Origin of the sequence: Zhengella sp., assembly GCF_041397485.1 — a bacterium.
In the GTDB taxonomy this organism is placed as follows: Bacteria; Pseudomonadota; Alphaproteobacteria; order Rhizobiales; family Rhizobiaceae; genus Zhengella.
Window position 1 is genome coordinate 404841 of the sequence record NZ_JAWKWO010000005.1, and the last position, 12468, is coordinate 417308.

The 12468-nt window shown below is 63.6% G+C and carries 12 protein-coding genes and 1 tRNA gene; 4 read left to right on the forward strand and 9 right to left on the reverse strand.

The features are described 5' to 3' along the window. The first annotated feature begins 11 nt into the window (after positions 1-11). From R3D65_RS16825 to R3D65_RS16835, 3 genes are read left to right on the forward strand one after another with little or no spacing between them, the layout of a single operon-like run. Positions 12-1073 (forward strand): class II aldolase/adducin family protein, encoded by a 1062-nt coding sequence (locus R3D65_RS16825; RefSeq protein WP_371276420.1) that lies wholly within the window; start codon positions 12-14, stop codon positions 1071-1073. 2 nt (positions 1074-1075) lie between these two features. Next, positions 1076-2344: an FGGY-family carbohydrate kinase gene (locus R3D65_RS16830; protein ID WP_371276421.1), complete on the forward strand. Its 1269-nt coding sequence runs from the start codon at positions 1076-1078 to the stop codon at positions 2342-2344. Next, entirely contained in the window at positions 2341-3201 is an 861-nt protein-coding gene (locus R3D65_RS16835) for a TIGR01459 family HAD-type hydrolase (RefSeq protein WP_371276422.1), read from the forward strand. Before R3D65_RS16830 ends, R3D65_RS16835 begins: the two co-directional genes overlap by 4 nt. Before the next feature lie 130 nt (positions 3202-3331). On the opposite strand, the gene R3D65_RS16840 is transcribed toward R3D65_RS16835, so the two are convergent. From R3D65_RS16840 to R3D65_RS16880, 9 genes are all read right to left on the reverse strand, one after another. Then, positions 3332-3802 carry a YbaK/EbsC family protein gene (locus R3D65_RS16840; protein WP_371276423.1) on the reverse strand — a complete coding sequence of 157 codons (471 nt, stop codon included), beginning with the start codon at positions 3800-3802 and terminating at the stop codon, positions 3332-3334. Beyond that, complete coding sequence (locus tag R3D65_RS16845) at positions 3799-4635, reverse strand: MBL fold metallo-hydrolase (protein WP_371276424.1); 837 nt, start codon at positions 4633-4635, stop codon at positions 3799-3801. The genes R3D65_RS16840 and R3D65_RS16845 overlap by 4 nt, the downstream gene beginning before the upstream one ends. Positions 4636-4643: 8 nt before the next feature. Beyond that, positions 4644-5438, reverse strand: a complete 795-nt coding sequence (locus R3D65_RS16850; protein ID WP_371276425.1) for a TatD family hydrolase — start codon at positions 5436-5438, stop codon at positions 4644-4646. Position 5439: 1 nt separating this feature from the next. Beyond that, entirely contained in the window at positions 5440-6978 is a 1539-nt protein-coding gene (gene metG, locus R3D65_RS16855; protein WP_371276426.1) for a methionine--tRNA ligase, read from the reverse strand. Positions 6979-7074: 96 nt separating this feature from the next. Continuing rightward, complete coding sequence (locus tag R3D65_RS16860) at positions 7075-8127, reverse strand: DNA polymerase III subunit delta' (protein WP_371276427.1); 1053 nt, start codon at positions 8125-8127, stop codon at positions 7075-7077. Between the two features lie 6 nt (positions 8128-8133). Continuing rightward, positions 8134-8805: a dTMP kinase gene (gene tmk, locus R3D65_RS16865; protein WP_371276428.1), complete on the reverse strand. Its 672-nt coding sequence runs from the start codon at positions 8803-8805 to the stop codon at positions 8134-8136. A 140-nt stretch (positions 8806-8945) separates the two neighbouring features. Beyond that, a complete protein-coding gene (locus R3D65_RS16870; protein ID WP_371276486.1) occupies positions 8946-10109 on the reverse strand; it encodes a D-alanyl-D-alanine carboxypeptidase family protein in 1164 nt (387 codons plus the stop codon). Positions 10110-10215: 106 nt separating this feature from the next. Beyond that, positions 10216-11463, reverse strand: coding sequence for a septal ring lytic transglycosylase RlpA family protein (locus tag R3D65_RS16875; RefSeq protein WP_371276429.1), 1248 nt, complete (start codon positions 11461-11463; stop codon positions 10216-10218). Positions 11464-11607: 144 nt separating this feature from the next. Continuing rightward, on the reverse strand, positions 11608-12009 hold the full coding sequence (locus R3D65_RS16880; protein WP_371276430.1) for a hypothetical protein: 402 nt from the start codon (positions 12007-12009) through the stop codon (positions 11608-11610). Positions 12010-12101: 92 nt separating this feature from the next. On the opposite strand from R3D65_RS16880, the gene R3D65_RS16885 reads away from it, so the two are divergent. After that, positions 12102-12191 (forward strand) — tRNA-Ser (locus R3D65_RS16885). The last annotated feature ends 277 nt before the right edge of the window (positions 12192-12468 follow it).

The window sequence follows — 12468 nt, forward strand, 5'->3', positions numbered from 1 at the left end:
CTGGACAACTGATGAGCACACTTGCCAACGACCCCGAATTCCAGGCGCTGCGCGCCGTGTCCGCGCGCGCCGGCGCCGATCCGCTTCTGGTCCAGGCCGCCGGGGGCAATACGTCGATCAAGCGGGATGGCATCCTGTGGATCAAGGCGTCCGGGACATGGCTGATGAACGCGCTGCGGGATGACATCTTCGTTCCTGTCGATCTCGCGCGACTGGAGGAGGCTGTGCGCCGCGATGACGGCTCGGCGGAGAAGGCGCAGGATTTCGTTGTTACTGAACTCAATCCTTCCGGCCTGCGTCCTTCCATCGAAACCACGGTCCATTCGGTCCTGCCGCAGGATGTGGTGATCCATGTTCATTGCGTCGGCACCATCGCGCATGCCGTGCGTGCGGATGCGCAAGCCGTGCTCGGTCAGAGGCTTGCCGGACTGGACTGGGCCTTCGTGCCCTATGTCAAGCCGGGACTGACGCTGTCACGTTCCATCGAAGCCGTCCTCACGCCGGAAACGCGGGTCATCATCCTGGGCAATCACGGTCTTGTGGTCTGTGGCGATACGGTGGCCGAAACCGAGGCTCTGCTTGACGAGGTGCATCGGCGCCTGACAGACGCGCCGCGCCCGCAGCCAGCGCCGGATTTCATTGCATTGCAGGCACTTGCGCAGGGCAGTTCCTACGCCATTGCGGCCGACGAACGGGCGCATGGCGTGGCAAGCGATGCCGACGCGCTGGCCATGGCCGGGCAGGGGAGCCTTTACCCCGACCACGTGATCTTTCTGGGCGTCGGTTCGGTCGTGGCGAACGATGACGAGACGGCAGCGGATGTGGCAAGGCGCTTTGCCGATGCCGGTCTGCCGGATCCGGTTTCCATCCTGTTTCCGGGCAAGGGCGTGCTCATGCATGCTTCGGCCAATGCCGGCGCACAGGCGCTGGCGCGTTGCCTGGCCGAGGTCACCACGCGCATCCCGGCAGGAACCGCGCTGACCTGTCTCAGCGATGCGCAGAATGCGGAATTGCTCGACTGGGATGCGGAGAAGTACCGCCAGGCGCTGAACCGCGACCGGGCAGGGGCCTGACGATGAGCGATACGGCTCTTTTCGTCGGGATCGATGTCGGAACCTCCGGCGTTCGCGCCATCGCCATCGATGCGGCCCGGGCGGTTGTCGCGCAGGGCGCGGCGCGCATGGATGCCTTTGGAACGGATCACAGGTCTCCCGCGATCTGGCGGGCAGCGCTCGAAACCGCAATGGAAGGCCTTTTGCAATCGATCGATCCTGCCGCGATTGCAGCGCTCAGCGTCGACGGCACATCCGGCACGATGGTCCCGGTGGATGGCGAGGGCAGGCCTGTGGGCCAGCCGATGATGTACAACGACCCGGTTGAAGACCGGGGCGTGGTCGAGACCATCGGGCGCATCGCACCCGAAACGAGCGCGGCCCGCGGAGCCAATTCGGCGCTGGCGCGCGCCATCGTGCTGCAGGACACACAGGGAGCCGTGCGCGTCATCCATCAGGCCGACTGGATTGCCGGCCTGTTTTCCGGTCGCTTCGATACAAGCGACGAAAACAACGCGCTCAAGACCGGCTATGACCCGGTGGCAAGGCGATGGCCCGAATGGATGGACGGAAGCGGCATCGCGCCGGAAAAGCTGCCGCACGTGCGTGAACCCGGAACAGCCACGGCACGGGCAGGGGGCGAACTGGCGCGCAAATTCGGATTACGTGAGGACGCGGCCGTGGTCGCGGGAACGACCGATGGCTGCGCGTCCTTTCTGGCCACCGGCGCAAGCGAGCCGGGCGACGGGGTGACGGCGCTCGGCACCACGCTGACCATCAAGCTTTTCAGCGACACGCCGGTTTTTGCCCCGCAATACGGCATATACAGTCATCGGCTTGCCGGCGGCTGGCTGGCCGGCGGTGCATCCAATACCGGCGGCAACGTGCTGGCATCCCATTTCACTGGCGACCGGATTGCAGCGCTGTCGGCCGGCATCGACCCTGAAACGCCGACCGGGATGGATTATTATCCGCTGGCAAGACCGGGCGAACGGTTCCCGGTCAACGATCCCGCCATGGCGCCGCGCATGGAGCCGCGCCCGGCAGACGATGCCCTGTTCCTGAAGGCCATGCTGGAAGGCATCGCGAAAGTGGAAGCGCTGGCCTATGCCAGGCTGGCGGAACTGGGTGCGCCAAGGCTGACCTCGATCCGGACTGTCGGCGGCGGCGCATCAAACCCCGTGTGGACGGCGATGCGGACCCGCATGCTTGGCGTCGGCTCAAAGCCTGTCCTTTCGCTCGAAGCCGCCTACGGCACGGCCTTGCTGGCCATGAAGGGCGCCTCGCGATGAGCAGCGCGGCCAACCCGGCAAGCCTCGCCGAGATCGTCCGGCGGCATGAGCTGTTTTTCGTTGACCAGTTCGGCGTGCTGCATGACGGCACCACGGCCTATCCGGGCGCCATAGACGCGCTCGGACGCATCATGGCGGCCGGCAAGACAGTGGTTCTGCTTTCCAATTCCGGCAAGCGCGCCGCAGCCAATATCAAGCGCCTGAACCGGCTCGGCTTCACGCCTGACCTGTTCAGTGCCTTCGTAAGCTCCGGCGAGGTGGCCTGGCATCTGCTCAGGCGCGATCTCGACAGCGGCACCATGACCACTGGTGCACGCTGCCTGCTGCTTGCACGCGACGACGACCGGTCGGCCATCGAAGGGCTCGGCTTTTCGGAGGCGGCGACAGGCGCCGACGCCGACGTGATCCTGCTGTCGGGCAGCCAGGGCGACCGCATGGCCATGGACGAATACCGGGCCATTCTCGAACCGGCGGCCCGGCGTGGTGTGCCATGCCTTTGCACCAATCCTGACAAGATCATGCTGACGCCCACCGGGCCGCATTTCGGTGCAGGCGCCATCGCTGACGCCTACGAGGCCATGGGCGGTGCGGTGCGATGGATCGGCAAGCCTTACCCTGAAATGTATCACTACGCCCTTGAAGTGGTTCAGGCCGAACCAACACCGGCCGTCTGCTGCATTGGTGACAGCGTGGAGCACGATATTGCCGGCGGCGCCGGAATAGGGCTTTCAACGGCACTGGTACGCTCCGGCATCCTGGCTGAAATGACCGATCATGCGCTGGACGGACTTCTGCGCCAGCACGCTGTGCGACCGGACTACATCATCGACCGGTTTTCCTTCGGGGACATGCAGTAACGGCAGGCGGAGACCGCCGGCATAGCTTCCGGCGCCAAAATTCGCTCGGCCGATTGAAATGCAATTGTCGCATAAGATGGATTATGGAACTATTAGGTATGTGAAACAGTCGAAAACGCACGCGGCAAGCTCACGCCTTGAGTTCGGCCACGGTCGCATTCGCCGCGCTGATCAACGCAGCCGTTCCCGCTTCGAACACAGCATCATGGGCACCCGCGGCAGCCCAGACCGTTTCAAACCGTTGCAGCGTCGCGTCGGCAAAGCACGGAATTTCGATCTTGTGGCCGATCGGCGAAACGCCGCCGATGGCAAAGCCGGTCTGATCACGGATCAATCGCGGATCGGCGCGGCCAAGCTCTTCGCCTGCCAGCGCAGCCGCTTTCGCAAGGTCCAGAGTATTGTCGCCAGCCACCAGGAACAGATAGAGCCGCTCGCTCGTCTGTCCCTGGAAGATCAACGATTTGACGATTTGCGCCACATCGCAGCCGCATTGCTGCGCGGCTTCGCCCGCCGTGCGCGTGCTCTCGCCCATGCGCCGCACCTGTATGTCCAGGCCGGCATCTTTCGCCGCCGCTTCCACCCGTGCAATGCTCTTGCTCATTCAAGTCCTCCGCTATCCGCATCATCCGCAACGGGAAATTCCAGCACGAGACCGTCATGGGCCGGCTCGACATTGTGCGGCGTCTCGGCCATCACGGTCGCATAATCCAGCGGCACATGCATATGCGTCAGCACCGCATGAAGGGGCTTCAGATGATCAATCCAGTCCAGTGCCTCGCCCAGTGAAAAATGGCTGGGATGGCGCTTGTATTGCAGCGCATCCACGATCAGGAGATCGAGATTTTGCAATCGCTCCAACGTCTTTTCCGGAAAAGCTGATACGTCGGAACAATAGGCCAAGGGTCCGATCCGGAACGCCAGCGAATGTATGTCGCCATGCTTCTGGACCAGGGGTTCGAACGTGATCGAACCGCCGGCGCCGTTGATCGTGAAAGCGTCATAGTGGCGTATGGGATGGCGCCGCAGGATCGGCGGATAGGAGGAACCGGCCGGCGTATGGAAACAGTAGCCGAAGGCTTCCAGCAAGCGATCCGTCGTTGCATCGTCGGCCCAGATATCCATCAGCCGCCGCTGGGTGATGACATAGCCGCGCAGGTCATCGATGCCATGGATATGGTCGGCATGGGGATGGGTATAGACTGCGCCATCCAGTGTATCGGCGCCGGCGCGAACCATCTGCTCGCGGAAATCCGGACCCGTGTCGATCACCACACGGGTGATGCCATTGGCCCCGATTCGCTCGACCAGCGCCGAAGCCCGGGTCCGCCGATTGCGCGGATTGTGCGGATCGCAAGCACCCCAGTCACCAGAGATCCGCGGTACCCCAGGCGACGAACCGCAGCCCAGGATCGTGAAGCGCAGCGTATCGGCCATGGTCGTCCTCAGAGGGCCGGCATCTTGGAGAACAGGCGAAGGCAGTTCGCGGTCGTGGCCTCGGCCAGCTCCATTTCGCTCACACCCTTGCATTCAGCCAGGACACGCGCCGTGTTGACGACAAAGGACGGCTCGTTGCGCTTGCCCCGGTGCGGCGGCGGCGCCAGATAGGGCGCATCGGTCTCCACCAGAAGCCGCTCCAGCGGCAGGTCGCGGGCAATGTTACGGATTTCCTGGCTGTTCCTGAACGTCAGGATTCCGGAGAACGACACATGGCCGCCCAGTTCGATCCCCGTTTCGGCCAGTGCGCGGCCCGACGAAAAACAGTGCAGAATGAAGGGAAAGGCGCCCTTCCCTGTTTCCTCGCGAAGGATCGCGGCCATGTCGTCGTCCGCGTCGCGTGAATGGATGACCAGCGGCAGTCCCGTTTCCCGCGACGCGGCGATGTGCTGGCGGAAGCCGGCAGCCTGTGCATCACGCGGCGACTTGTCATAGAAATAGTCAAGGCCGGCCTCACCAATGGCGACGCATTTGGGATGGTCCGCCAGAGCGACGAGATCGGCGGCCGTCACATCGGTTTCTTCCCCCGCATTGTGCGGATGGGTGCCGACCGAGCAGAAGACCGGTTCATGGGCCTCGGCAATCGCCCTGATGGCGTCGAAGCGGCGCACGCGCGTGGATATGGTCACCATGCGCTTCACGCCGGCGTCCAGCGCGCGTTGCACGACCTCTGCCCGTTCCGGCTCGAAATCCGGGAAGTCGAGATGACAATGGCTGTCGATGAGTACCGGCGTTTCCGCCATGTCAGGCCTGCTCCTTGTCCACGTAGCGCGGGAAAACGCCTTGCGGCGCGGGAAGTTCGGTTCCCGGCACGAGACGGTCCTCGAGATTGGCGAAGGCGCGTGCATCTTCCGGCACCGCGACGAGATCCAGCAGTCGCGCACAGGCCGCCGGCATGACGGGCTGCGCCAGGATGGCAATGCGGCGCACCGTCTCGGCCACCGTGTAGAGAACCGTCGCCATGCGCGCCGGATCGGTCTTTCGCAGAACCCAGGGCGCCTGGGTGTCGATATACTTGTCGGCCTCGGTGACGATGGCGAAGATGGCTTCCACCGCCTTGTGAATGGCCTGACGGTCCATCGCCTCGCGCGCAGTCTCCAGGGCCTTCGCGGCGGAAGCGATCAGCGCCTCGTCTTCCGCCTTCAGATCGTCATTGGCCGGAACCGCACCACCGCAATTCTTGGCGATCATGGACAGTGAGCGCTGCGCCAGGTTGCCCAGTCCGTTGGCAAGGTCGGCATTGGTGCGCTGGACGATGGCCTCGTGGCTGTAGGAGCCGTCATTGCCGAAGGGCACTTCCCGCATGAAGAAGTAGCGCACCTGGTCGAGGCCGTATTCCTCCACCAGGGCGAACGGGTCGACCACATTGCCGACCGACTTGGACATCTTCTCGCCCTTGTTGAACAGGAAGCCGTGGGCATAGACACGCTTTGGCAACGGTACGCCGGCGCTCATCAGGAAGGCCGGCCAGTAGACGGCATGAAAGCGAACGATATCCTTGCCGATGATATGGAGTGCCGGCCAGTAATTCCAGCGCGCGGCGTCGGCATCGGGAAAGCCGGCGGCGGTAATGTAGTTGGTCAGGGCGTCGACCCAGACATACATGACATGCTTGTCATTGCCTGGCACGGGAATGCCCCAATCGAAACTGGTCCTTGAGATGGAAAGGTCTTTCAGCCCGCCCTTGACGAAGCTCATCACCTCGTTGCGTCGCTCCGAAGGCGCCACGAATTCCGGATCGTCGGTGTAAAGCTTCAGCAGCTTTTCCTCATAGGCGGAGAGGCGGAAATAGTAGCTTTCCTCCTCCACCCATTCCACCGGCGAGCCCAGCGGTTCCCGGCGCACGCCATCCTCCCCGACGGTGGTTTCGCCCTCGTCGAAAAAGGCCTCCTGGCGCACCGAATACCAGCCGCCATAGGTGTCCAGATAGATGTCGCCATTGGCCTCCATCCGCCGCCAGAGTTCCTGGCAGGAAATGCGGTGGCGCTCCTCGGTTGTGCGGATGAAATCGTCATTGGAACAGCCCAGCACCTCGACCATCCGGCGGAAGACCGCGGAGTTGCGATCAGCCAGTTCGATCGGCGCGATACCTTCCTTCGCCGCCGTCTGCTGCATCTTCTGGCCATGCTCGTCGGTACCGGTCAGAAAAAAGACATCCTTGCCGTCCTGTCGGGCGAAGCGCGCAAGCACATCGGTGGCGATGGCCGTGTAGGCATGGCCAATATGCGGCACACCGTTGGGGTAGAAGATCGGCGTGGTGATGTAATAGCTGGACGTGGACATGATACCCGAAACGCTCCCGCACTGGGGGATTGATTGTCAGGCGCGGGATAACGCAATTGCGCCGCGATTGCCAGTGCGCAGGGCCCGGTTTTGCATTCAGCGATGGATGGCCGCATGCAGCCGGTGGAGAAGGCCGCTGACATGCTGGCGCTTGTCGAGATTGTAGGTTTCCCGCTCGATGATGGTCTGGCGTGTTTCCTCCCAGAGGCGGGCAAGACCGTTTGCCGCGATCGTGTCCCCGGCCCTGGCCGCCTGAACCGCATCGCGCCCGAGGCGGTCGCCGACATGGCGGTTGAACAGGTCGAGCGCGATCTCCGCATCGCGGCCGGCCAGCGCCTGGGCAATGCGAATCGCTTCCCCCGTGTCAAAGCGCGGCTGGTCGAGCAGCCGGTCGACCGCCTCGGCCACATCCAGCCCGCCATGACGGGTGAGCAGCAAGGCATTGCGCACGCTGCCTTCCGCCAGGTCGATGAGCCGCTGGCGTGCTTGCGGCTCCTCCGGGGCATCCTCATGAAGGACGGAAAGCGCCTGCAAGAGGTCCGTTTCCTCCAGCGGCCGCAGCCGGTGCACCTGGCAGCGTGAACGGATGGTCGGCAGAAGGCGTCCCGGCGCATGGCTGACAAGCATGAACAGCGTGTCGCGCGGCGGCTCTTCGAGGCTCTTGAGAAGCGCATTGGCGGCCGACGTGTTCATCTGCTCGGCAGGATCGACGATCACGACGCGCCAGCTTCGGTCATGGGTCGTCATCGACAGGAAGTGGCCGAGCCGGCGGATTTCATCGACTGTGATGAAGTTCTTGTAACCGGTGCCGGTGTCGCGAGGCGGTCGCGTGAGATGCAGCACGGCGGGGTGCGCACCGCTGGCAATCTGGCGCCAGACGGGATGCGCGGGGTTCGGGCGGACCAGCGTTTCCGGTGCATTGGGCCGGTCACGTTCGGTCAGCATGTGGAAAGCGAGATGGTAGGCGAATGTTGCCTTGCCGATCCCCTGCGGCCCGGTGAGCAATGCGGCGTGATGCATCTTGCCGGTCCGCCAGGCGCCCGCAAACCAGGCAGCCGCCTCGTCATGCCCCACGAGATGGGGATTTTCTGCCGGCTCGGGAATATCGGGCAGGCTGTCGGCCTGCTCCGGCGCCAGACGCTCGCTCATGGCCTGTCACGCATCGGCATCGGCGGAAATTTCGGCCCGCGCCGCTTCCAGCAGGCTGGCGACGGCGGCGCGAATGTCTTCTGCCACGGCATCGGCATCGCGGCTGGCATCGACGATCCGGCAGCGCTCCGGCTCGGCGCGCGCGATTGCCAGGAAGGCCTCCCGGCGCTCCTCATGGACCCTCGCCTCCTCCTTCTCGTAGCGGTCGGCACGATCTCCGGCGGCGCGACGGGCATGCGCACGCTCAAGGCCGAGTTCGGCGGGCAGATCGAGGATCAGCGTCAGGTCGGGGATCATGCCGTTGATCGCCACCTCTTCCAGCCGCCGCATGAAATCCGGATCGAGCTTGCCCGTCACGCCCTGATAGACCCGCGAGGAATCCATGAACCGGTCGCACAGGACGATCATGCCGGCGTCCACGGCCGGGCGGATCACCTGTTCGACATGGTCGGAGCGCGCCGTTGAAAACAGGATGGCCTCCATAGCCGGGCCGAAATGCTCCGCCGCGCCGGACAGCAGCACATGGCGCACCGCCTCGGCTCCCGGCGAACCGCCTGGTTCGCGGGTGACCAGAACGCGATGGCCGGCCGAGCGAAGCCATTCGGCCAGACGCTCGATCTGGGTGGTCTTGCCGCCCCCCTCGCCGCCTTCAAACGTGATGAAAAGCCCGTCTGGCACCTGTGTCGGCCTCTCTGCGTTTGCCTCGCGAACCTTGTCTTAGTGCGCGTGGCCGCCAGCGTCCATAGCCGCCGGCTGTTCCGGCAAACCTCGCGCCCGCGCGCCGGCCCGCGGCGGATCAGACCCATGCGAACCGCCCGCTATCCGCGCAACCAGCCGATCATCAATTCCTCGATGGCATCCACGGCGCGCTGCTGAAGCGTGCCCTTGCCAACGCTTTCTGCGGCAAAGAGTGGCGTTTCCTGACTCAGCGTATCGCCGATCCACACCTTCAGGGCACCGATGGGCGCGCCCTCCTCGACCGGCACGTCAACCGGACCATCATAGACGATGCGCGCGATCAGCCGGTCGCGATTGGTAATCGGAACGAGGATGGAGACCGCGCCTTCCGCCCGCAGGGCCACGCCGGACTTGGCGCCGCCATACAGATCGGCCTCGCCGATGATCTCACCGGCCTTGAAGATCTCCTTGCTCTCGAAGGCGCGGATGCCCCAATCAAGGATCTTGCGGGCCTCCTCCGCGCGCTGCCGGTCGGTCTTCATGCCCGACATGGCGACGAAGATCCGCCGCCCCTCGCGGTTCACCGAGCCGACGATGGCGTATCCGCTTTCCTCGGTGAAGCCGGTCTTCATGCCGTCGGCGCCAATATCCATGCGCAGCAACGGGTTGCGGTTGCGCTGGAGGATCTTGTTCCAGGTGAACTCGGTCTGGCTGTAATAGTGGTAGTATTGGGGATAGGTTTTCCAGATATGGAGCGCCAGCCGGGCAAGATCCTTCATCGTGACAACCTGCCCCTCGGCAGGCAGGCCCGTCGAATTCCGGAAAACCGAGTTTTCCAGCCCGATCTTGCGGGCCCGCTCGGTCATCAGCCGCGCGAAATTCTCCTCCGATCCCGCCATGCCTTCCGCGATGATGATGCAGCCGTCATTGGCCGACTGCACGATGACCGCCTGGATGAGATCCTCCAACCGGATCTCGGACTTCACCTCCGCGAACATGGTCGAACCGCCCGAAACGGCCCCGCCGGTTCGCCAGGCATTCTCGGAGACATAGAACGTGTCGTCCATGGACAGCCGGCCGATGCTGAGCGCATGAAACACCACTTCCATGGTCATAAGCTTGGCCAGCGAAGCCGGGGGAACCGGCTTTTCCTCGTTTTTCGCGAAGAGAATCGACCCGGTTCCGGCATCGATCATGTAGGCCGTATCGGCCGATGTTTCGAAAAGCTGCGCATTGGCCGGCGCAAGGCTCACAAAGAAAACCGCCCATCCCAGCAGGATGGTGCGATGGATCGCCTTTAGCATGTTCATCGGTTGTGTCTTGTCCGCCCTGGTTCATTGCGCCCCTCGAAAGGCTAGCAAGATGTGGCGCAGACAATCAACCGTATCGGCCGGCGATCACAATGAAATTTCAGTCGCGAATGAAAAAGGCCTCGCTTGCCCCCGCATCCCATGCCGCATGCAACACCGCATCCGGGTCCTGACCTTCCCCGACCCGCAGGGTGAGCACATGCGAGCCGCCATCGGCTGCGCTGAACGACTGCAATTGCGCACGCCCATGGGCCTTCAGGGCATTCGCGACCGCCAGCGCCGCCGCGCGGTTGCCGAACGTGCCGACATAGATGGAGGGACCGGCATCGGACGTGCCCGAACGCTGCAGTGCCGCCTTGACCGACTGGACCTCGGATGCCCGGCTCAGGTCGTGCAGGGAAAACGCATCGGCAGCCGCGGCGACACGCTGCGAGGCATAGGAGAGCGCCATTACCGGCTCGCCGGCGGCCAGCGTCGTCCCCGGCCGCGCGGTAGGCACGGGCACGGTATCGGGAAGAACAAAGACCGGCCCTCCAGCCGGTGCATAGGCAGCGGGAACGACAGAGCCCACCGGCATGGATGCCTGGCCGGCATAGGCATTGACCGAAGCGACGCCCGGCAGGCCACCTTCCGGACGGCGGATGCCGACGACGGACGGCGTCCGCCCGCTCTCCGCCATGGCCAGCATGACACCTGACAAGCCGGTCGCAGGCGTAGCCCTGCCCGGGTTGTAGGAAGCCATCAGCGTTTCGGTTCGCTCGCCATCGATCGGCGCCGGTCCGACATAGTCGACCTTCACCGTGGCCACGCCGTCGCTCTTGTAGTCGAGCAAATCGGCCGCCTTGCTCGAAAGGTCGATGATGCGGTTATGCGCGAATGGACCGCGGTCATTCACCCGGACGATGACGGACGCTCCATTCGCCATGTTGGTGACGCGGGCATAGCTGGGCAGCGGCATTGTCGGATGCGCCGCCGACAGGTGCGTCATGTCGTAGATTTCGCCATTGGCCGTCAGCCGGCCGTGGAAGGCATCGCCGTACCAGCTTGCCTTGCCAACCTTGCTGTAGTTCGGATCTTTTTTGGGATGATACCACTTGCCGGCCACCTTGTATGGCTTGCCGACCTGTGAGCGGCCACCGCCCCGCTTGAGCCGCGAGCGCTTTTCGGTGATGCGCGGACTGGCTTTGACGCCATATTTGCCTTCCGGAAAATATTCCTTCCCCGAAGCTTCCGGCGCACGGGCGGACTTGTAGGAAAATTTCGCACCCGGTGCGCCACAGGAAGCCAGCGCGATCAACGCCGTCCCTGCGGCGCAGATTGCAAGTGAGCGCTTGAAGCCCGATACCATGTGACTGCCCTCTCCTGACCCTCGCCCCTTTTCCGCCGGTTTTCCCGGTCTCGTCAATCCGGAATACTAGCGGAAAAGATTTAGTAGCCTATTAATCAATTGTGTCGGCATAGGGGCAAGATTATGGCGGCAGGGACGATTCGCTTACCGGACCAGCCGGCCCTGCCCCGAATCCCCGTCATCGCGGATCCAGCGGAACGAATTGTTTCCGGTCAACTCTATGGAAAAACAGAATGTCCTCCCGCGATACCAGCTCGGCCATTTCTGGCACAGGCGGTTTTCCTCCACCCACCAGCGCCCTGTTTCGCGCGGAGAAAAGAAGCGGGCAAGACCGAGCGCCGAACCATCGCCGGTTACCTGCCCTGCCGGATCGTAGCGCAGCGGAAAGTCGCCGAATCCGGTTTCCAGCATCACCTTTCCGCCGGTCACGAAATCGCGCATTTCGGGGCCGGACAGCTGTTTGGCGGAGACCGGCACGGACAGGATGAAGACAGCGGCGGCGGCCAGGATGACATGGTGCATCGTTTCCTCCAGGAGCTTTGTCACGTCGGTTACGCAACCGGCGGCCGGGCAGATCATGAGATGACCGCGCGCCAGCCCTTGAAATAGCCGGCGGCTTGGCTCATAGGGAAGCGCGTGGATGGGTGGCCGAGCGGTTTAAGGCACCGGTCTTGAAAACCGGCGTGCGCGAGAGCGTACCGTGGGTTCGAATCCCACCCCATCCGCCACTTGCCCCAGCGAAAGCGTTCTCCCGATCCGGGCGCGGCCGGATTTTTCCATTGTATTCGAGGGTTATGCGGGCGTGGCTTTGCACTGCTCCCGGCGTGAGGAGGCACGGAAACGGTCTCTTAGGCCGATATTCTCCAGACCTCATGACTGCGCAGATTTGGTGAATTTTTCGCAAGGCGTTGAGATTATGCTGCTTTTCAGATCGAAAACCTGAACACTTTGACGCCGGTCGCACTCGGCGAGATGGAACAGAAATCGAACGTTCGCTGGCGCTCG

Bases quoted from the DNA above. Each gene is read 5' to 3' on its own strand.
- R3D65_RS16875 (WP_371276429.1), bottom strand. From the start codon at position 11,463: ATGGTATCGGGCTTCAAGCGCTCACTTGCAATCTGCGCCGCAGGGACG.
- metG (WP_371276426.1), bottom strand. From the start codon at position 6,978: ATGTCCACGTCCAGCTATTACATCACCACGCCGATCTTCTACCCCAAC.
- R3D65_RS16860 (WP_371276427.1), bottom strand. From the start codon at position 8,127: ATGAGCGAGCGTCTGGCGCCGGAGCAGGCCGACAGCCTGCCCGATATT.
- R3D65_RS16870 (WP_371276486.1), bottom strand. From the start codon at position 10,109: ATGCTAAAGGCGATCCATCGCACCATCCTGCTGGGATGGGCGGTTTTC.
- R3D65_RS16825 (WP_371276420.1), top strand. From the start codon at position 12: ATGAGCACACTTGCCAACGACCCCGAATTCCAGGCGCTGCGCGCCGTG.
- R3D65_RS16835 (WP_371276422.1), top strand. From the start codon at position 2,341: ATGAGCAGCGCGGCCAACCCGGCAAGCCTCGCCGAGATCGTCCGGCGG.
- R3D65_RS16845 (WP_371276424.1), bottom strand. From the start codon at position 4,635: ATGGCCGATACGCTGCGCTTCACGATCCTGGGCTGCGGTTCGTCGCCT.
- R3D65_RS16840 (WP_371276423.1), bottom strand. From the start codon at position 3,802: ATGAGCAAGAGCATTGCACGGGTGGAAGCGGCGGCGAAAGATGCCGGC.
- R3D65_RS16830 (WP_371276421.1), top strand. From the start codon at position 1,076: ATGAGCGATACGGCTCTTTTCGTCGGGATCGATGTCGGAACCTCCGGC.
- R3D65_RS16850 (WP_371276425.1), bottom strand. From the start codon at position 5,438: ATGGCGGAAACGCCGGTACTCATCGACAGCCATTGTCATCTCGACTTC.